This is a genomic window from Erwinia magellanica, from assembly GCF_039023495.1.
Lineage (GTDB): Bacteria > Pseudomonadota > Gammaproteobacteria > Enterobacterales > Enterobacteriaceae > Erwinia.
In genome coordinates, this window is record NZ_JBCHVC010000002.1 from 452,089 (window position 1) to 471,384 (window position 19,296).

Annotated in this window: 18 protein-coding genes; 2 read left to right on the forward strand and 16 right to left on the reverse strand. The window is 54.6% G+C overall.

The genetic code is table 11. The annotated features are described in order from the left end of the window. From mrdA to leuS, 7 genes are all read right to left on the reverse strand, one after another. Complete coding sequence (mrdA, locus tag AAH450_RS09400) at window positions 1-1,905, reverse strand: peptidoglycan DD-transpeptidase MrdA (RefSeq protein ID WP_342909986.1); 1,905 nt, start codon at window positions 1,903-1,905, stop codon at window positions 1-3. 34 nt (window positions 1,906-1,939) lie between these two features. Continuing rightward, window positions 1,940-2,410 (reverse strand): 23S rRNA (pseudouridine(1915)-N(3))-methyltransferase RlmH, encoded by a 471-nt coding sequence (rlmH, locus tag AAH450_RS09405; protein WP_318790104.1) that lies wholly within the window; start codon window positions 2,408-2,410, stop codon window positions 1,940-1,942. Between the two features lie 3 nt (window positions 2,411-2,413). Then, on the reverse strand, window positions 2,414-2,731 hold the full coding sequence (rsfS, locus tag AAH450_RS09410) for a ribosome silencing factor (RefSeq protein ID WP_306207024.1): 318 nt from the start codon (window positions 2,729-2,731) through the stop codon (window positions 2,414-2,416). A gap of 116 nt (window positions 2,732-2,847) precedes the next feature. Then, complete coding sequence (gene nadD / locus AAH450_RS09415) at window positions 2,848-3,504, reverse strand: nicotinate-nucleotide adenylyltransferase (protein ID WP_342909987.1); 657 nt, start codon at window positions 3,502-3,504, stop codon at window positions 2,848-2,850. Then, a complete protein-coding gene (gene holA / locus AAH450_RS09420; protein ID WP_342909988.1) occupies window positions 3,497-4,528 on the reverse strand; it encodes a DNA polymerase III subunit delta in 1,032 nt (343 codons plus the stop codon). The genes nadD and holA overlap by 8 nt, the downstream gene beginning before the upstream one ends. Then, window positions 4,525-5,121, reverse strand: coding sequence for an LPS assembly lipoprotein LptE (gene lptE / locus AAH450_RS09425; RefSeq protein WP_342909989.1), 597 nt, complete (start codon window positions 5,119-5,121; stop codon window positions 4,525-4,527). Before lptE ends, holA begins: the two co-directional genes overlap by 4 nt. 14 nt (window positions 5,122-5,135) lie before the next feature. Further along, window positions 5,136-7,718 carry a leucine--tRNA ligase gene (gene leuS, locus AAH450_RS09430; protein WP_342909990.1) on the reverse strand — a complete coding sequence of 861 codons (2,583 nt, stop codon included), beginning with the start codon at window positions 7,716-7,718 and terminating at the stop codon, window positions 5,136-5,138. Window positions 7,719-7,931: 213 nt separating this feature from the next. On the opposite strand from leuS, the gene AAH450_RS09435 reads away from it, so the two are divergent. Next, window positions 7,932-8,414 carry a zinc ribbon-containing protein gene (locus AAH450_RS09435; protein WP_342909991.1) on the forward strand — a complete coding sequence of 161 codons (483 nt, stop codon included), beginning with the start codon at window positions 7,932-7,934 and terminating at the stop codon, window positions 8,412-8,414. A 35-nt stretch (window positions 8,415-8,449) separates the two neighbouring features. On the opposite strand, the gene AAH450_RS09440 is transcribed toward AAH450_RS09435, so the two are convergent. The 9 genes from AAH450_RS09440 to miaB form a co-directional block, all read right to left on the reverse strand. Beyond that, window positions 8,450-9,175 carry an amino acid ABC transporter ATP-binding protein gene (locus tag AAH450_RS09440; RefSeq protein WP_342909992.1) on the reverse strand — a complete coding sequence of 242 codons (726 nt, stop codon included), beginning with the start codon at window positions 9,173-9,175 and terminating at the stop codon, window positions 8,450-8,452. After that, window positions 9,176-9,853, reverse strand: coding sequence for a glutamate/aspartate ABC transporter permease GltK (gene gltK / locus AAH450_RS09445; RefSeq protein WP_342909993.1), 678 nt, complete (start codon window positions 9,851-9,853; stop codon window positions 9,176-9,178). Then, entirely contained in the window at window positions 9,853-10,593 is a 741-nt protein-coding gene (locus AAH450_RS09450; protein ID WP_342909994.1) for an amino acid ABC transporter permease, read from the reverse strand. Before AAH450_RS09450 ends, gltK begins: the two co-directional genes overlap by 1 nt. Window positions 10,594-10,787: 194 nt before the next feature. After that, window positions 10,788-11,690 carry an amino acid ABC transporter substrate-binding protein gene (locus AAH450_RS09455; RefSeq protein WP_342909995.1) on the reverse strand — a complete coding sequence of 301 codons (903 nt, stop codon included), beginning with the start codon at window positions 11,688-11,690 and terminating at the stop codon, window positions 10,788-10,790. 419 nt (window positions 11,691-12,109) lie between these two features. Continuing rightward, window positions 12,110-13,645, reverse strand: a complete 1,536-nt coding sequence (gene lnt / locus AAH450_RS09460) for an apolipoprotein N-acyltransferase (protein ID WP_342909996.1) — start codon at window positions 13,643-13,645, stop codon at window positions 12,110-12,112. 6 nt (window positions 13,646-13,651) lie between these two features. Next, the gene (corC, locus tag AAH450_RS09465) at window positions 13,652-14,530 is read right to left on the reverse strand and encodes a CNNM family magnesium/cobalt transport protein CorC (RefSeq protein WP_306207003.1); all 879 of its coding nucleotides are present in this window, start codon (window positions 14,528-14,530) and stop codon (window positions 13,652-13,654) included. An 87-nt stretch (window positions 14,531-14,617) separates the two neighbouring features. Next, window positions 14,618-15,091, reverse strand: a complete 474-nt coding sequence (ybeY, locus tag AAH450_RS09470; RefSeq protein WP_342909997.1) for an rRNA maturation RNase YbeY — start codon at window positions 15,089-15,091, stop codon at window positions 14,618-14,620. Further along, entirely contained in the window at window positions 15,088-16,149 is a 1,062-nt protein-coding gene (locus AAH450_RS09475; protein ID WP_318790116.1) for a PhoH family protein, read from the reverse strand. Before AAH450_RS09475 ends, ybeY begins: the two co-directional genes overlap by 4 nt. 211 nt (window positions 16,150-16,360) lie before the next feature. Then, window positions 16,361-17,785, reverse strand: a complete 1,425-nt coding sequence (gene miaB / locus AAH450_RS09480; protein WP_342909998.1) for a tRNA (N6-isopentenyl adenosine(37)-C2)-methylthiotransferase MiaB — start codon at window positions 17,783-17,785, stop codon at window positions 16,361-16,363. Window positions 17,786-17,982: 197 nt separating this feature from the next. On the opposite strand from miaB, the gene ubiF reads away from it, so the two are divergent. Further along, window positions 17,983-19,161 carry a 3-demethoxyubiquinol 3-hydroxylase gene (ubiF, locus tag AAH450_RS09485; RefSeq protein WP_342909999.1) on the forward strand — a complete coding sequence of 393 codons (1,179 nt, stop codon included), beginning with the start codon at window positions 17,983-17,985 and terminating at the stop codon, window positions 19,159-19,161. Window positions 19,162-19,296 lie beyond the last annotated feature (135 nt).

Below are 19,296 nucleotides of genomic sequence, written 5' to 3' on the forward strand. Positions count from 1 at the left end.
CTATTCACCCTCATAACCTGACGGCACAGGCGCGGCGTCAGGCAGGTTGGTATTGTTATCCCCAAGCATAATATGGTCGAGGATCTGACGCATGATGGTGCCAACGGCCGGACCGGCGCCGCCGTTTTCCAGAATCATGGTGACAGCCACGCGAGGCTTGTCATAAGGCGCAAAGGCGGTCATTAACTTGTGATCCCGCAGATGTTCAGCGATTTTATGCGCATTGTAAGTCTCGTTGGCTTTCAGGCCGTAAACCTGGGCCGTACCGGATTTGGCGGCAATTTTGTAGGGCGCGTCGGAGAAGCTTTTCCTCGCCGTGCCGTTAGGGCGGTTTGCCACGCCATACATGCCATCTTTGGCAATTTCCCAGTAGCCAGAATGAATATCCGCAATCGGCGGGTTCTCTGGCTGACGGTAGGGGACGCGGACATTGTTCACGGTGCTGGACTGCATCAGGTGCGGCGTTTTTACCACGCCGTCATTAATCAGCGTCATCATCGCTTTGTTCATCTGCACCGGCGTAGCCGTCCAGTAGCCCTGGCCGATACCCACCGGTATGGTGTCACCCTGATACCAGGGTTTTTTAAAGCGCTTCATTTTCCATTCACGGGTTGGCATATTGCCCGGCGTCTCTTCCACCAGGTCAATGCCCGACAGATGGCCATAGCCGAACTTGTTCATCCATTCGCCCAGGCGATCGATGCCCATATCATAGGCGACCTGATAGAAAAAGGTGTCCGCAGACTCTTCCAGCGATTTAGTGACGTTCAGGCGGCCATGGCCCCAGTGCTTCCAGTCGCGGAAACGCTTTTCAGACCCTGGCAGCTGCCACCAACCCGGATCGAACAGGCTGGTATTTTTATTAATGACGCCAGCCGTCAGGGCAGAGACGGCAATATAGGGCTTAACCGTGGAGGCGGGAGGATAGGCACCCTGTGTGGCACGGTTTATTAACGGACGGTTCGGATCGTTCAGCAGCATATTGTAATCTTTGCTGCTGATGCCATCGACAAACAGATTGGGGTCATAGCTGGGCATCGACACCATCGCCAGAATATCGCCGTTACGCGGGTCGGTAACCACCACCGCAGCGCGGCTGCCCGCCAGCAGCGTTTCAATATATTGCTGCAACTTGAGGTCGATGGTCAGATAGATGTCCTGACCAGCCTGCGGAGACTGTTCATGCAGCTGGCGGATCACGCGGCCACGGTTGTTGACCTCAACTTCTTCGTAACCGGTTTTGCCATGCAGCATATCTTCGTAATAGCGCTCGATACCCAGCTTGCCTATATCATGAGTTGCCGCATAGTTGGGCCATTTGCCCTCTTTATCGAGCCGCTCTACGTCACGATCGTTGATTTTAGAAACGTAGCCCAGCACGTGTGTCAGCGCTGAGTTATAGGGATAGTAGCGGCGTTGATAGCCTTTGACTTCCACGCCGGGAAAAGCGTATTGATTAACCGCGAATCGGGCGACCTGCACATCATTCAGGCCGGTCTTAACGGGAATAGAGGTAAAGCGGCGCGAGCGTTTACGCTCTTTTTCAAAGGCGACAAGGTCTTCGTCACTTAAATCGACAATGGGGCGCAGCGCCTGTAGGGTTTGTTCCAGGTTATCGACTTTTTCCGGCACCAGCTCAATCTGATAAATGGTTCTGTTAAGGGCCAGCGGAAGACCGTTACGATCAAAAATAATGCCGCGGCTGGGCGCAACGGGCACCAGTTTGATGCGGTTTTCATTAGAGCGGGTACTGTAATCGGTATAGCGAACAATCTGTAGGTGATAGAGATTAACCACCAGGATACTGGAAAGCACAATTATGCCAAAAAAAGCGATCAGCGCACGGCGAACAAAGAGTGTCTGTTCGGCGGTGTAGTCACGAAAAGAGTTACGTTGTAATTTCATCCGCTGCTTTTGTGTATCCGGTTGATCTTATTGCCTATTCCCGATGATAAGGGTGATTTGCCGTAATGCTCCATGCGCGATACAGGCTCTCCGCAACCAACACGCGAACCAGCGGATGGGGCAGGGTCAGCGAGGAGAGAGACCAGCTCTGCTCGGCTGCCGCCTTACAGGCGGGTGAAAGCCCTTCCGGCCCCCCAATCAGCAGGCTGACGTCGCGGCCATCCTGCTTCCAGCGTTCAAGCTGGGTGGCAAGCTGGGGTGTTTCCCAGGGCTGACCCGGAATATCCAGCGTAACGATACGATTGCCTTTGCCGGTTGCGGCCAGCATCAGCTCGCCCTCTTTTTCAAGAATGCGTTTGATATCGGCATTTTTGCCACGCTTGCCCGCAGGGACCTCCGTCAGTTCCAGCGGCATATCTTTAGGAAAGCGACGCAGGTATTCGAGAAATCCGGTTTGCACCCAATCCGGCATTTTGGTGCCGACGGCGACCAGCTGCAACTTCACCGCTTAGCTCCAGAGCTTTTCGAGTTCGTAGAGTTCGCGGCTCTCTTCCTGCATCACGTGGACAATCACATCGCCCAGATCCACAACCACCCAGTCTGCGGTCGCTTTGCCGGAGATGCCTAACGGCTTCATTCCTGCTGCACGGGTTTCCTGTACCACGTGATCGGCTATCGATGCCACGTGACGTGTTGAAGTACCGGTGCAGATAATCATGCAGTCGGTAATACTGGATTTGCCCTGAACATCAACAGCAACAATATCCTGGCCTTTCAAATCGTCGATTTTATCAATGACGAAGTCTTGGAGTGCTTGACCTTGCAAAAGGTTCCCCCTTGGGTTTTAGTCGGAGCGGTTCTCGTTCACCTGGGGCGACGACAACCAAAATAGGATCTCTCCAGATATCCTGGAAAAAATGAGCGGCGAAGTATACCACGTGGTCAGAGCTTGCGATATAAACCCGCGTCAGAGATATAGGCTGAAACAGCAGAAGGCAGAAGATCGTCGCAGGACAGCCCCTGATGAAGACGGGAGCGGATCTCCGTAGCAGAGAGAGAAATCAGCGGTGTCTCTGCCAGAAAAATCTCGCCGCAGGGCTTCTGATGCAGCGATGTTGCAGAAACCGTCCGATGCTCCTCCAGCCAGCGCTGTAAATCTGGCGTCTCCATGCTGATGGCGTACCCCGGACGACGGCATACCAGCACGTGGCAAAAGGTTAAAATCTCTTCCCAACGGTGCCACTTAGGCAGAGAGAGCAGCGAGTCCTGGCCGATAATAAATGCCAGAGGCTGCTCAGCGCCTCGTTCGGCGCGGAGTTCCGCCAGCGTCTCAATCGTCCAGGAGGGCGTATCGCGCTGCATCTCTCGTCGATCAAGATCAAAAAGAGCGTTGCCTGCTATCGCCAGTCTGACCATTTCAACGCGTTGTTCAGGGCTGGCTTCAGGCTGAGGTCGGTGGGGCGGTACGTTATTTGGTAACAGTGTGACTTTTTTCAGGCCAACCTGATCGGCAAGCGCTTCAACCGGCTTTAAATGACCATAGTGAATCGGGTCAAACGTCCCGCCAAACAACGCCTGTAGCTGCTGATGTTCAGACATCGCAAAAAGTCTCCGGGAAGCCGCGCTGACAGAGCATTAATGAGAGCGTCTCAAGTTCTGACCAGACTGACTGACCATAATCCTGTTTCAGGGTGAGTTCAATACGCGTCAGTAAATGAATGGCCTGCGTGAGCTGCCTGGCGGAGAGGCGCTGTAGCGCTTCGGTGAACAGTGGCCGACGGTTTTGCCAGACGCGATGCTGGTCAAACAGCGTGCGTATTGGCGTTGCTGCCATCTGCCGCTGTAGTGTCAGCAACAGCATCAACTCTCTTTGCACCGTCCGTAACAGAATGACCGGTTCGCCGTCCTCCGCCTGCATCTGGCGAAGGATATGCTGCGCCCGCTTGCTTTTTCCGGCCAGCAGGGCGTCAACCCAGTGAAACGGCGTGAAGTGCGCCGCCTCGTTGACAGCCTGTTCAACGCGCGGCAGCGTCAGCTTGCCATCCGGCCAGAGCAGGGAAAGGCGTTCCAGCGCCTGAGCCAGCGCCAGCAGGTTCCCTTCATAGCAGTAACAGAGCAGCTGAATGGCGGCATCATCCACGTTCAGCTTAAGATTTTTTGCCCGAGTAGCGACCCAACGGGGCAATTGAGCCTGTTCAGGCGTCTGGCACGGCACCAGCACGGCATGGGTACTCAGCGCCTTAAACCAGGCGCTGTTTTCCTGAGCCTTAGTGAGTTTCGCTACCCGCAGCAGCAGCAAAATATCTGCATGAAGCAGGGAGGAGAGGGTGACAAGGTGTTCAGCCATGGCGGCATTGGGGCCATTATCTGGCAGCGTCAGCAGCAAAGTCTGGCGGCTGGCAAACAGGCTCAACGCCTGACAGGTTGAGTAGATGGCGTCCCAGTCTGTTTTGGCATCCACAGCCACGCTGAAATGTTCAGTAAAGCCCTGCTGCTGGGCAGCAGCACGCACTGCATCCTGCGATTCCTGAAGTAACAGAGGTTCGTTACCCGCCAGAATATAACAAGCGCGCAGCCCCTCATGGAGCTGCGCGCTTAATTGCTCAGGATAGATCCTGATCATCTGCTGTAAGAGTCGTCTGGCAGCATTGAGTCTGACGATCTCTGCTCGATAGCTGCCGGGGCGCTGTCCAGAGTGTTGATGGAAGCGTCATTCTCGGCGGCGTGCACGGTCAGAAGCTTACGTACCAGTTGCTGCGCAGCCTGGGTACGCATTTCGCTGTAGATGATGTTCTGCTCTGAGTCTTTCGCCAGCGCGGCCAGCGGGTTGTCAAAGAACGAACGGTAGACCGTTGCGCTGATTGGGTAGATCCCTTTATTTGGGATCAGTACCTGCGCACGAACCGTCATCATCAGAGAATACTCTGCTGTTTTACCATCCTGGAAAATAGAGGCGGTATCGCGGCCCTGGGTCGCTCCCTGCAAGCGGAGTGAAGGAAGATCTGTCCGCAGACCGGGATCGTCCAGCACGGTGACGTTATTCAGGCGCAGCTCTTCACGCACGGCACGCGTCAGCGGGCCGTAGGGATCAGAGGTATCCAGCACCATGGTTTTCATTTCTGCCGGCACCGAGGTGGTGCCGCGCAGGTGGAAACCACAACCTGCGGTGATTAACACCGCAAGACCCAGCATCACAGACAAAATCGGATGTCGCACAATTCCTCCTGACATCAACCCACGACCAGGTTAAGCAATTTGCCCGGTACGTAAATCACTTTACGAATGGTGACGCCATTAAGATACTTGGCGACCAGATGCTCCTGCGCGGCACGAGCCTGAACCTGTTCCTGCGTGGCATCAGCCGGAACGGTAATTTTGCCACGTACTTTACCATTAACCTGCACTACCACCAGCAGAGAATCTTCCACCATCGCTGCTTCATCAGCCTGCGGCCACGGCGCGTTGTCCACATCGCCTTCGCCCTTCAGCGCCTGCCACAGGGTGAAGCAGGCATGCGGGGTGAACGGATAAAGCAGACGGACTACGGCCAGCAGCGCTTCCTGCATCAGCGCGCGATCCTGCTCGCTCTCCTGCGGCGCACGGGCCAGCTTGTTCATCAGCTCCATAATTGCCGCGATGGCGGTGTTGAAGGTCTGACGGCGGCCGATATCATCGGAAACTTTGGCGATGGTTTTGTGCAGCTCACGACGCAGCGATTTCTGCTCGTCGTTCAGGCTGGCGATATCCAGTGGGGCTGTCGGCCCTTTCTCGCTGTGCTCGAAGGCGAGTCTCCAGACGCGTTTCAGGAAGCGGTTGGCCCCTTCCACGCCAGACTCCTGCCACTCCAGCGTCATTTCAGCAGGCGAAGCAAACATCATAAACAGACGCACGGTATCCGCACCGTAGCGCTCCACCATGACCTGCGGGTCGATGCCGTTGTTTTTCGACTTCGACATTTTGCTCATGCCCGCGTAAACCAGCTCGTGTCCCGCTGCGTCGGTGGCTTTAACAATGCGGCCTTTCTCGTCACGCTCGACGGTAACATCAACCGGAGAGACCCAGTTGCGTTCGCCGTTAACGCCCAGATAGTAGAACGCATCGGCCAGCACCATGCCCTGACACAGCAGGCGTTTAGCTGGCTCATCAGAGTTAACCAGACCAGCATCGCGCAGCAGCTTATGGAAGAAGCGGAAGTAGAGCAGGTGCATGATGGCGTGTTCGATGCCGCCCACATACTGATCTACCGGCAGCCAGTAGTTAGCTGCCGCCGGGTCCAGCATGCCTTTATCGTAATCCGGGCAGGTGTAACGCGCGTAATACCAGGAAGACTCCATAAAGGTGTCAAAGGTATCCGTTTCACGCAGAGCTGGCTGACCGTTAACGGTCGTTTTCGCCCACTCAGGGTCGGCTTTAATCGGGCTGGTAATGCCATCCATTACCACATCTTCCGGCAGAATAACCGGCAGCTGATCTTCTGGCGTAGGCATCACGGTGCCATCTTCCAGCGTCACCATCGGGATAGGCGCACCCCAGTAACGCTGACGGGAAACGCCCCAGTCGCGCAGACGATAGTTGACCTTGCGCTCGCCAACGCCTTTAGCGGCCAGGCGCTCTGCAATGGCATTAAAGCCCTCTTCAAAAGAGAGGCCGTCAAACTCGCCAGAGTTAAACAGGGTGCCTTTTTCGGTCATCGCGGATTCGGTCAGTACCGGCTCGCTGCCATCTGCGTTGAGGATCACCGGCTTGATGGCGAGATTGTATTTGGTGGCGAATTCCCAGTCGCGCTGGTCGTGACCAGGCACGGCCATAACCGCACCGGTGCCATATTCCATCAGCACAAAGTTGGCTACCCACACTGGCAGCTTTTCACCAGAGAGGGGGTGAATGGCAAACATGCCGGTCGCCATGCCTTTCTTCTCCATTGTCGCCATCTCTGCTTCAGCAACTTTGGTATTACGGCATTCGGCAATAAAATCTGCCAGCGCAGGGTTAGAGGCAGACGCCTGAGCCGCCAGCGGATGACCCGCGGCAACGGCCAGGTAAGTCACGCCCATAAAGGTATCGGGACGGGTGGTATAGACGCTGAGCTTTTCGCTGCTCTCCGCCACGTCAAAGGTGATCTCTACCCCTTCTGAACGGCCAATCCAGTTACGCTGCATGGTTTTCACCTGCTCAGGCCAGCTCTCCAGCGTGTCGAGATCGTTGAGCAGCTCATCGGCATAAGCGGTGATTTTAACGAACCACTGAGGGATCTCTTTGCGCTCGACCTTGGTGTCGCAGCGCCAGCAGCAGCCATCGATAACCTGCTCGTTGGCCAGCACGGTCTGATCGTTCGGGCACCAGTTCACCGCCGAGGTCTTTTTATAGACCAGGCCTTTCTCATACAGTTTGGTGAAGAACCACTGTTCCCAGCGGTAGTACTCGGGCTGACAGGTCGCCAGTTCCCGGCTCCAGTCATAGCCGAAGCCCAGCAATTTAAGCTGGTTCTTCATGTAGGCAATGTTGTCGTAGGTCCATGGTGCAGGTGCGGTGTTGTTTTTCACCGCCGCGCCTTCAGCGGGCAGGCCAAAGGCATCCCAGCCGATAGGCTGAAGAACGTTTTTGCCCAGCATACGCTGGTAGCGGGAAATCACATCACCGATGGTGTAATTACGAACGTGGCCCATATGTAGGCGGCCAGAAGGATAGGGCAGCATGGAGAGGCAGTAGTACTTCTCTTTACCTTCCTCTTCGGTCACTTTGAACGTTTGCTTCTCATCCCAGTGCTGTTGAACATGGGATTCTATCTCTTCCGGGCGGTATTGCTCTTGCATGGCAGCCAGTGGTCCTTTGTAAACTTTATGAGTTCGTTCAGATCCGCATAGCATAGCTGATTCGGCCCCGACGCAACAACAGTAACCGCCCTGACAAGCACCATTTCTCTTTAAGCTGGAATATCACAGGCAAATTTTGCCAACGCCTGGTGGCAAAAAGAGGAATGAGGCTAGACTTAGAGACGTAACGTATTGGTACGTTCAGGAGAAAAAATGAACAAGGTTGCTCAGTACTATCGTGAACTGGTTTCTTCACTGACGGAGAGGATCAATCGGGGGGAGCATGATATCGATGCGCTGGTAGAGAGTGCCAGGCAACGAATGAATAATCGGGGCGAGTTGACCCGCAGTCAGATTGATGACGTCACCCGTGCGGTGCGCAGAGATCTGGAAGAGTTTGCCCGCAGCTATACGGAAAATCAGGATGATACCAGCGACAGCGTGTTTATGCGGGTCATCCGCGAAAGCGTCTGGAAGGAGCTGGCCGACATTACCGATAAAAGCCAGCTTGAATGGCGCGAAGTGTTCCAGGATCTCAATCACCACGGCGTCTACCAGAGCGGGGAAGTGGTAGGGCTGGGAAACCTGGTCTGCGAGCAGTGTCAGTTTACGCGAGCAATCTATACGCCGGAAACGCTGACGCGCTGTCCAAAGTGCGGCAACGATCAGTTCCAGCGGCAACCCTTTGAGCCGTAAGAGCCGGGGCGGAGGTTTCCGCCCCGAAACAGGGTTTAATGCAGAATTTTAGCGAGGAAATCTTTTGCGCGGTCAGACTGCGGATTGTTGAAGAAGTCATCTTTGGCTGAATCTTCCACAATTTTCCCTTCATCCATAAAGATAACCCGGTTAGCCACTTTACGCGCAAAGCCCATCTCGTGCGTTACCACCATCATGGTCATGCCTTCATTGGCCAGCTCCACCATCACGTCCAGCACTTCATTGATCATTTCCGGATCCAGGGCTGAGGTTGGCTCATCAAACAGCATGGCTATCGGGTCCATGCAGAGCGCGCGGGCGATGGCCACACGCTGCTGCTGGCCGCCGGAAAGCTGGCCGGGATGTTTATTGGCATGGGCTGACAGGCCCACCCGCTCCAGCAGCTTCAGGCCTTTCTGACGCGCTTCTTCTTTATTTCGCTTCAGCACTTTCACCTGCGCAATGGTCAGGTTTTCAACAATAGTCAGATGCGGGAACAGCTCAAAGTGCTGGAATACCATGCCGACTTTTGAACGCAGCTGAGCAAGGTTAGTGCCTTTGTCGTTGACGCCGGTGCCATTGACTTCAATCCTGCCTTCCTGGATCGGCTCCAGCCCGTTAACGGTTTTGATCAATGTCGACTTGCCCGACCCGGAAGGGCCGCACACCACCACCACTTCGCCTTTTTTAACTTCGGTTGTGCAGTCGGTCAGCACCTGAAAGTGACCATACCACTTAGAAACGTTTTTCAGGGTAATCATTTAAGCCGTCCTTTTTCTTTTTAAATAGCTGACCAACAGCGAAGCGCTAAGGCTGATAACAAAGTAAACCGCACCGGCAAACAGCACCATTTCAATTTCGGTACCGTTGTTGATGCCGATGGTGTCGGCGGTACGGAAGAAGTCAGCAAGGCTGAGTACGTAAACCAGGGAGGTATCCTGGAACAGAACGATACCCTGCGTCAGCAAAAGTGGCACCATGGCGCGGAAGGCCTGAGGCAGAATGATAAGCTTCATTGACTGCCAGTGGGTCATGCCCAGCGCCAGCGCGGCGCTACCCTGCCCACGGGCAATACTGAGGATGCCGGCACGGATGATTTCGGAATAATAGGCTGCTTCAAACAGAGAGAATGCCACCATGGCCGAAATCAGACGAATATCGGTTTTAGGCGACAGGCCAAGCACCTGTTGCAGGAAGCTCGGCACCACCAGATAGAACCACAGCAGTACCATCACCAGCGGCACAGAGCGGAACAGGTTGACGTAGAGTCTGGCAAACCAGCTGATGGGCTTAAAGCTCGACAGGCGCATCACCGCCAGCAGGGTTCCCCAGATAATGCCAAACACAATCGCCGTGATGGTGATTTTAAGGGTGACCACCATGCCGTTGAGCAAGTAGGGAAGGTTGGGAGCAATGGTGCTCCAGTCAAATTCGTACATTATTTTCCTCCCATGCCGCCGGGCAGGCGCACTTTACGCTCCACCAGACTCATCAACAGCATAATGACGATGTTGATGCCGATATAGGCGACGGTGATGGCGGTAAATGATTCGTAGGCGTGAGCAGAGTAGTCCAGCAGCTTCCCGGCCTGTGCGGCCATATCCACCAGACCAATAGTGGAGGCGATGGCTGAGTTCTTGACCAGGTTCAGCATCTCTGAGGTCATCGGCGGCACAATCACGCGGTAGGCATTTGGCAGCAGCACATAGCGGTAGGTCTGCGGCAGCGTCAGGCCCATCGCCAGACCTGCATTCTTCTGGCCTGAAGGCAGTGACTGGATCGCGGCGCGTACCTGTTCGCAGACGCGTGCGGCGGTAAACAGACCCAGACAGAGAACCGAGCAGGTAAAGAACTGAATATTGGGGTCCAGCTCAGACTTAAACCACATGCCGATATTTTCCGGCAGCAATTCCGGCACCACCAGATACCAGATAAAGAACTGCACAATCAGCGGTACGTTACGAAACAGCTCGACGTAACAGGTACCCAGGGTGGAGAGCAGACGGTTGGGGACGGTGCGCAGAATACCAAACAGCGATCCCACTAAAAGGGCGATGATCCACGCGCACACGGATACGGCGATAGTGACCTGAAAGCCAGACCACAGCCAACCCAGATAGGTGGTGTTTCCGAAAGGGGCTTCTTGCAGAAAAATGCCCCAGTTCCAATCGATTGACATAAATCACTCCGGGAGAAAAAAAGGGTAGCGACGCTACCCTGAAGATTGATGAGAGGCCCTGCCGTGCGTTGTGGGGAACGACCACTTCACACCTTCGCCGCCTTCCCGCTTTACGCTGGATAAGCCAGGCTGTTGTCTGTCCGGGCCTGATTTCAACAATCAGAGGGCAACCGGGGTTGCCCTTATTTTCATTATTAGTTCAGTGCCTTATCGTTTGGCGTCTTGAATGTTGCTTTCATGTCGTCTGACAGCGCAAAGTTCATGTTGAGGTTTTTAGGTGGAATAGGCTGGCTGAACCACTTACCAAACCACTTCTCCGCTTCGCCCGAAGTCTGGGCTTTGGCAATGGTCTCATCCATCAGCTGCTTGAAGCCGGTATCGTCTTTACGCAACATACAGCCATACGCTTCTTTCGACTGCGGCGTGCCGACAATTTCCCAGTTAGCTGGTTTTTTCGCTTTGGCACGTTCACCAGCCAGCAGAGCATCGTCCATCATAAAGGCCACGGCGCGACCGCTTTCCAGGGTACGGAAGGAGTCACCGTGATCTTTGGCGCTGATGATACGCATCTCCATTTTCTTGTCGTCGTTCAGCTTATTCAGCAGGATTTCAGAGGTGGTGCCCGAGGTGACCACCACGGTTTTGCCTTTCAGATCCGCGAAATCTTTAATCGGGCCGCCTTTTTTCACCAGCAAACGGGTGCCGATAACAAAAATGGTGTCGGAGAAGGCAGCCTGCTTCTGGCGCTCCAGATTGTTTGTCGTGGAGCCGCACTCAAAATCGTAGGTGCCATTCTGCAACAGCGGGATACGGTTCTGCGAGGTGATCGGCAGCATTTTGACTTGCAGATCGGGCTTATTCAGTTTGGCTTTGATCGCAGCCACAATGGCATTGGAGTAGTCTTGAGAATAACCGACTACTTTTTGCTGATTATCGTAGTAAGAGAAAGGAACAGAAGACTCACGATGCCCCACGACAATAACGCCATTCTTAGCAATTTTGTCCAACGTGGATGATTGTGGTGCATCTTCTGCGTGGGCGATACCGGATGCAAGACCAGCCAGTGCCAGGCACAGCCCCAATTTCCGTAATTTCATCTCCAACTCCTTCGTTGAGTGGCGTCAATTTGTTGCGCCGGTTGTAGTTTTGTCCTGCTGCTTTTCTTTATTATCCTGAGACGTCATCGCACTCTGAACAGCCCTAACATAGCCGAATGTTAACGCAATGAAACAAGAAAGTTTCTATTCTGCGAAGCATGCCGCACCAAAGAGAGGCAATTTTTAAACAATGCTCCGCCATGGGGCGTTCAGTGTGCCTCAATGGTGCGAAGGCGCTCTATCCGTGGCGCGGTGCAAACTGTTCAGCGATTTCACACTAATCTTTTGCAATCATCGTGCCAAAAGTTTTCGATAAAGCGCCGGGGGATGAGGGGCTTAGTGGCGGTTGGCGGGAAAAGGGTTCCAAAAAAAACGCTGAACCGGAAAGGTTCAGCGCGAGAGAGTGACAGTTAATGGCGCTATTTACGACGCTGACGGAGCGTCATTATCGCTGCCGCCAGGCCAAACAGCAGGGTAATGATCCATACTGGCCAGTTGCCGAAGCGGGCATAAGGCGTAAGCCCCTGCGCAGGCGTCATTTTAGTGGAGAGAACGCCAGCCACGAACTGAGGGATCATCTCTTCAGCATCGCCATCGGCATTGATCACCGCGGTTACACCGTTATTGGTATCACGCAGCAAGGGTCTGCCCAGCTCCAGCGCTCGCATCCGTGCCATCTGAAAATGCTGCCACGGGCCTATAGAATGACCAAACCAGGCGTCGTTAGAGATGGTCAGCAGAAAATCGGTATCCGGGCGGAAATTATCCCGCACCTGCTGGCCCAGCACAATTTCATAGCAAATCGCAGCCGTAAGATTGTAGCCCGCCACTTTCAGCTGCGGCTGGATATAGGCGCCACGGCTGAAGGAGGACATCGGTAAATCAAAGAAGGGGGCCAGCGGGCGCAGCAGAGTTTCCAAAGGTACGAACTCGCCAAACGGAACCAGATGGTTTTTCTGATAACGGTTTGAGCTGCTGTAGTCATAAGGCTTTTCGCCGCCGAGCACGATAATCGAGTTGTAGTCATGGTAGCGGTTATCTTCCAGCCGCGAGTCGACAATCCCGGTAATCAGGCTGCTGCCACTGGCGCGCAGTTCTGCATCAATCGTTTTCAGGAAGGGCTGCTGATTAGACTCAAGATCGGGAATAGCGGATTCCGGCCAGATAATGATCGGCGCTTTGCCTACGTAAGGACGGCTGAGCGAGGTATAGGTCTTCAGCGTAGTGATTAACTGCTCGGGGTCCCACTTCAGCGACTGGGGAATATTCCCCTGCACCATGGCAATGTTCACCTCGCGGTCCGGCATCGCCTGATACCAGCTTATCTGGCGCAGCGGCCACGGCAGCAGCAGCAGGGCCAGCGCAACAATCCCCGCCACCCAGTGACGCTTGATCGCCGCATAGACAGCCAGCCCAGCCACCATCATCAGGACAAAGGTGATCCCCTCCACGCCAGCCAGCGGCCCCAGCCCTTTAAGCGGCCCATCAATCTGGCTGTAGCCAAACTGTAGCCAGGGGAAGCCGGTCAGAACCCAGCCGCGCAGAAACTCGGTGATTTGCCACAGCACAGGCGCGGCGATCACCAGTCTTACCAGCGAGGTTGCGGGGAACAGCCGATTAAGCAGCGCGGCAAACAGCAGGGTAAACAGGGAGAGCCAGGCGGCGAGCAGCACCACCAGCAGGACGTTAACCGGCCCAGGCATGCCGCCAAAGGTGGCAATGCTGACATAAACCCAGTTGATGCCGCTGCCAAACAGCCCCATGCCCCAGACAAAACCAATAGCGGTTGCCTGGCGGGTGGAACGATCAAGCGTCAGCGACAGCAAACCTGCCAGAGAGACCAGGGCGGCGGGCCAGAAGTCGTAAGGGGAAAACGAAAGGGTGCCAAGGGCACCCGTAATCAGCGCTAAAAGCAGGCGAACCCGCTGACGCTGGTATAATGAGGCAATAGCCATTGCGAATTATTCTTCCAAAATCGGTTGCGGCGAGTTTTCCGGAATTCTGACGTGAACCTGAATGATACGACGGCTGTCGGCCATAGCGACCTTGAACTGATAGCCCTCAATCTCAATGCTCTCACCACGTGCAGGCAGATGACCAAACGCCTGCATCACCAGACCGCCGATAGTATCCACCTCTTCATCGCTGAAGTTGGTTTCAAAGACCTCATTAAAGTCCTCAATCGGGGTAAGGGCGCGAATAGTATAGGTGTGACGGCTCAGCTGGCGGATATCACGATCTTCTTCATCGTCATATTCATCTTCTATTTCGCCAACAATCAGCTCCAGAATATCTTCAATGGTGACCAGGCCTGAAACCCCACCAAACTCATCGATCACAATGGCCATATGATAGCGCTGTGAGCGGAACTCTTTCAGCATACGGTCAACGCGCTTGCTTTCCGGTACCACTACCGCCGGACGCAGCACTTTTTCCATACTAAAGGGAGAAGATCCGCTGCTCATAAAGGGCAGCAGATCTTTAGCCATCAGAATGCCTTCAACATGGTCTTTATCTTCGCTGATAACCGGATAACGGGAGTGGGCAGACTCAATGATGACGTCCAGGCACTCTTCCAGTGACTGGTTACGCTTCAGGGTGATCATCTGCGAACGGGGGATCATGATGTCACGCACGCGCTGCTCGGCGATATCCATCACCCCTTCAAGCATGTCGCGGGTATCCGGATCAATCAGATCGTTTTGTTCAGAATCGCGGATCAGTTCCAGCAGGTCGTCGCGGTTTTTAGGCTCACCGTGAAACAGCTGGTTGAGGATAAGGGTGAAAAATCCCTTTTTACTACTGGGACTGTCATTGTTTTGTGAATGGTCATCGCTCATGGCGTTTTTGTTTCTGTCACTCTTGTTGTGTGAAGGGATCCCTGCCTGCGGTTACGCAGCCAGGGAAATGTCAGGCCAGCGGCCCGTTTACGGTAACTCTTTCTCCGAAATGTACGGGTCGTCATAACCAAGAGCAAGCATTATCTCGGTCTCGATCGATTCCATCTCTTCGGCTTCGTCATCTTCGATATGGTCATAGCCCAGCAAATGCAGGCTGCCATGCACCACCATATGCGCCCAGTGGGCCAGCAGAGGCTTCTCCTGCTCTGTGGCCTCTTTCTCTACTACCTGGCGACAGATAATCAGGTCGCCCAGCAGTGGAAGCTCGATGCCCGGCGGGGCTTCGAACGGAAAAGAGAGCACGTTGGTGGGTTTATCTTTGCCGCGATAGGTGTGGTTCAGCTCATGGCTTTCAGCTTCATCCACCACGCGGACAGTGACTTCACTCTCTTCCTGGAACTGCGGCAGCACCGCTTCCAGCCAGCGACGAAAATCAGATTCTGCCGGTAAGCCCTCTGTTTTTTCGCAGGCGAGTTGTAAATCCAGGATCACGGTGCTCATTTTTGCTCCTGCGCGGCCTGTTGCAGGGCCAACGCTTCACGTTTACGTTCTTCAGCCTGAGCATCACGCCGTTTTTGATCGGCCGCCTCCCACGCTTCATAAGCGATGACGACACGCGCCACCACCGGATGACGGACAACATCTTCGCTGTGGAAGAAGTTAAAGCTGATCTCTTCTACGTCAGAGAGCACTTCAATGGCATGACGCAGGCCAGATTTCAGATTGCGGGGAAGGTCAATCTGCGTGACGTCGCCCGTAATTACCGCCTTGGAGTTAAAGCCAATACGGGTCAGAAACATCTTCATCTGTTCGATGGTGGTGTTCTGGCTCTCATCCAGAATGATAAAGGCATCATTCAGGGTGCGGCCGCGCATATAAGCGAGCGGCGCCACCTCAATCACGTTGCGCTCGATAAGCTTTTCCACGCGCTCAAAGCCCAGCATCTCAAACAGCGCGTCATACAGCGGGCGCAGATAAGGGTCGACTTTCTGACTCAGATCTCCTGGCAGGAAGCCCAGCTTTTCACCCGCTTCAACCGCCGGGCGCGTCAGTAAAATCCGGCGCACTTCCTGACGCTCCAGCGCATCGACAGCAGCGGCTACGGCAAGATAAGTTTTACCCGTACCAGCAGGCCCGACGCCAAAGGTGATGTCGTGGTCGAGCACGTTAGCAACATATTGTGCCTGATTCGGCGTGCGGGGTTTAATGACGCCCCGCTTGGTTTTGATATTTACCGCTTTACCATACTCCGGCACGCTGTCTGCACTCTGCTCCAGCACGCGGCTCTCTTTTATGGCCAGATGAATCTGCTCGGGATCGATATCCGGAATATGGCCGCGCACGGGCGCAGTATCCACATAGAGATCCCGCAGGATGCGGGCGGCCGCATCAACGATCAGCGCTTTCCCTACCAGCTTGAAAGCGTTATCGCGTCGGTTGATCTCTATTCCCAGGCGGCGCTCCAGCTGCTTGATGTTGTCATCAAAGGGGCCGCAAAGGCTCAACAGACGAGTGTTGTCAGTCGGCTCTAACGTGATTTCGCGTGTTTCAATATTCAAACTAATCCTTTGGGTCGCTCGGGGCCAGTTGAGGATGGCAATTCAGAGATAGTGGACGGCCTTTACAGGCGAACCATAAGCAAAGTATTTATGGCGCAGGCCAAAGGCGCAAGCGCTGTAGGAAATATTTGGGCACCCTTTCCAGAAAGCAAGGGTAACCCAGGGATTTGAGGCGGCGCTTTTGCGAGACGCGCCGCAATTATTAGGGGATTCAGGGCTGGAAAATACCCACGCCAGACTCATTCTCTTTGCGGGTGCGCGCAATCACCGAGGCTGGCGTCTCTGCCGCGCGCAGTGCCATCTGCTCTTCTGTGCGTACCACAACGCCGCGCAGCGAGTTGGTGTAAACATCGACGATTTTAACATCGACGAATTTACCAATCATCTCTGGCGTGCCTTCAAAATTGACCACGCGATTACACTCTGTACGCCCTGTCAGCTCCATCACATTTTTACGCGAGGTACCCTCGACCAGAATACGCTGTATGGTGCCCAGTTTGCTGCGGCTCCAGGCCATCGCCTGCTGATTGAGACGATCCTGAAGGATCCACAAACGCTGTTTCTTCTCTTCATCGCTGACATCATCCGGCAGATCGGCTGCGGGAGTACCAGGACGGGGAGAATAGATAAAGCTGAAGCTGGTGTCGTAATTGACTTCGCCAATCAGCTTCATGGTTTGTTCAAAATCCTGCTGCGTTTCGCCAGGGAAACCGATGATAAAGTCTGAACTCATCTGCATAGTGGGTCTTGCGGCCAGCAGCTTACGAATAATTGCTTTGTATTCAAGCGCCGTATGGGCACGCTTCATCATCGTCAGGATGCGGTCTGAACCACTTTGAATGGGCAGGTGCAGGAAACTGACCAGTTCAGGCGTATCACGGTAGACATCAATGATATCGTCAGTAAATTCAATGGGATGACTGGTGGTAAAGCGGATGCGGTCAATGCCGTCAATGGCGGCCACCAGCCGAAGCAGCTCGGCAAAGGAGCAGATGCCGCCGTCATAGGTTTCGCCACGCCAGGCATTAACGTTCTGGCCCAGCAGATTAACTTCACGTACGCCCTGAGAGGCCAGTTGCGCAATCTCAAACAGGATATCATCACTTGGCCGGCTGATCTCTTCGCCACGGGTGTAAGGTACCACGCAGAACGTACAGTATTTGTTGCAGCCCTCCATGATAGAGACAAACGCGGTCGGGCCATCGGCACGCGGTTCCGGCAGACGGTCAAACTTCTCGATTTCCGGGAAGCTGATATCCACTACCGGGCTTTTTGTTCCCCGTACGCTGTTGATCATCTCCGGAAGGCGATGCAGAGTTTGTGGCCCGAAAACAATATCCACGCAGGGGGCGCGCTGGCGAATAAGCTCCCCTTCCTGAGACGCCACGCAGCCGCCCACGCCAATAATGATATCGGGATTTTTGGCTTTCAGCACTTTCCAGCGGCCAAGCTGACTGAACACTTTTTCCTGAGCTTTTTCTCGGATTGAACAGGTGTTGAGCAGCAGCACATCTGCCTCTTCAGCAATCTCAGTCAGGGTATAGCCGTGGGTGCTGTTTAACAGGTCCGCCATTTTGGATGAGTCATACTCATTCATCTGGCAGCCCCAGGTTTTGATCAGGAGTTTTTTTGTCATCTGCTTGCCATTAATCATACTGGAGGGTGTGCGGGGGCATATCGTCAGGCTGTGCGGGCGTTGTGAACAACACGCTGGCTTTTCTGCTGGTTATGCCAATCGGCCCCCAAAAATCCGGTACACTAAGGGTAACAGAATTAGCCCTGACAAGGGTAGGTGTAGGGCGCCCGGATCGCTTTCAGTACAGGAAAAATTTAATGATCAGGACAACGCAAAAATGGGATGTCGTTATTGTAGGCGGCGGAATGGTAGGCGCGGCGCTCGCCAGCGGCCTTACAACCCAGGGATTCAACGTTGCAGTGTTAGAGCAGCAGGAACCCGCTGAATTTGACGCGGCCAGCAATCCTGATATCAGGATCTCCGCCATCGGCGCCGCTTCGGTAGAGTTGTTGAAGCAGTTAGAGGTGTGGCCGTTGGTTCAGGCTATGCGCAGCACGCCTTACCGTAAGCTGGAAACCTGGGAGTGGCGTAGTGCTCAGGTTGGCTTCGACGCGCAGTCGCTCGGCCTGCCTGAACTGGGTTATATGGTTGAGAACAGCGTGTTGCAGCGCGCACTCTGGCAACGTCTTCAGCAGCAGAAGGTAACGTTACTTTCTCCGGCCTCGCTTGAAACGCTGTCGCCCTGCAACGGGGGCTGGCAGCTGACACTGAACAATGGCGACAGCCATACGGCAAGACTGGTGGTGGGGGCCGATGGCGCGAATTCTAAAGTACGGCAGCTGGCAGGTATGGGTATCCGCGGCTGGAACTACGCCCAATCCTGTATGTTGATTAGCGTGCGTTGTGAACAGGAGGCGGGCGACTGCACCTGGCAGCAATTTACGCCGGATGGCCCAAGGGCATTTCTTCCGCTTTTCGATCGCTGGGCCTCGCTGGTCTGGTATGACAGCCCGTCCCGCATTCGCCAGCTTCAGGGAATGTCCATGACGCAGCTCAGTCAGGAAATTTCAGCGCATTTCCCCGCGCGGCTGGGACATGTCACCCCGGTGTCAGCCGGCTCCTTCCCGCTGGTTCGCCGCCATGCCACTCGCTATGTCTTGCCGGGGCTGGCGCTGGTGGGCGATGCGGCGCACACCATTAATCCTCTGGCAGGGCAGGGCGTCAATCTGGGCTACCGCGATGTGGATGCGCTGATTGATACGCTCGTGGCCTCACGCGATCGGGCGGAAGAGTGGGCCTCTGAAGGCGTACTGAAGCGCTATCAGCGCAAACGGCTGAAGGATAACCTGTTGATGCAAAGCGGTATGGATCTGTTCTACTTTGCCTTCAGTACGCCGGTAAAACCGTTACGGATTATACGTAATCTCGGGCTGATGGTGGCAGAGCGATCCGGCGTGTTAAAACGTCAGGCGTTGAAATACGCGTTGGGATTGTAGCCTCGAAGCAAGCTCTGCTTCAGCAGGAAAAGTACCAGTAAGCGGACAGAAGAGGTCATAGCGGGCCGCAGCAGACGCAGAGAGGCAGGAAGTCAGCAGCGCCCGCCAGCCGCAGCAACGCCGTCAGAAGCAGGA

Coding starts and splice junctions, on each gene's coding strand:
- mrdA (WP_342909986.1), bottom strand. CDS start 1,905: ATGAAATTACAACGTAACTCTTTTCGTGACTACACCGCCGAACAGACA.
- nadD (WP_342909987.1), bottom strand. CDS start 3,504: ATGTCTGAACATCAGCAGCTACAGGCGTTGTTTGGCGGGACGTTTGAC.
- holA (WP_342909988.1), bottom strand. CDS start 4,528: ATGATCAGGATCTATCCTGAGCAATTAAGCGCGCAGCTCCATGAGGGG.
- leuS (WP_342909990.1), bottom strand. CDS start 7,718: ATGCAAGAGCAATACCGCCCGGAAGAGATAGAATCCCATGTTCAACAG.
- AAH450_RS09435 (WP_342909991.1), top strand. CDS start 7,932: ATGAACAAGGTTGCTCAGTACTATCGTGAACTGGTTTCTTCACTGACG.
- AAH450_RS09440 (WP_342909992.1), bottom strand. CDS start 9,175: ATGATTACCCTGAAAAACGTTTCTAAGTGGTATGGTCACTTTCAGGTG.
- gltK (WP_342909993.1), bottom strand. CDS start 9,853: ATGTACGAATTTGACTGGAGCACCATTGCTCCCAACCTTCCCTACTTG.
- AAH450_RS09450 (WP_342909994.1), bottom strand. CDS start 10,593: ATGTCAATCGATTGGAACTGGGGCATTTTTCTGCAAGAAGCCCCTTTC.
- AAH450_RS09455 (WP_342909995.1), bottom strand. CDS start 11,690: ATGAAATTACGGAAATTGGGGCTGTGCCTGGCACTGGCTGGTCTTGCA.
- lnt (WP_342909996.1), bottom strand. CDS start 13,645: ATGGCTATTGCCTCATTATACCAGCGTCAGCGGGTTCGCCTGCTTTTA.
- corC (WP_306207003.1), bottom strand. CDS start 14,530: ATGAGCGATGACCATTCACAAAACAATGACAGTCCCAGTAGTAAAAAG.
- ybeY (WP_342909997.1), bottom strand. CDS start 15,091: ATGAGCACCGTGATCCTGGATTTACAACTCGCCTGCGAAAAAACAGAG.
- miaB (WP_342909998.1), bottom strand. CDS start 17,785: ATGACAAAAAAACTCCTGATCAAAACCTGGGGCTGCCAGATGAATGAG.
- ubiF (WP_342909999.1), top strand. CDS start 17,983: ATGATCAGGACAACGCAAAAATGGGATGTCGTTATTGTAGGCGGCGGA.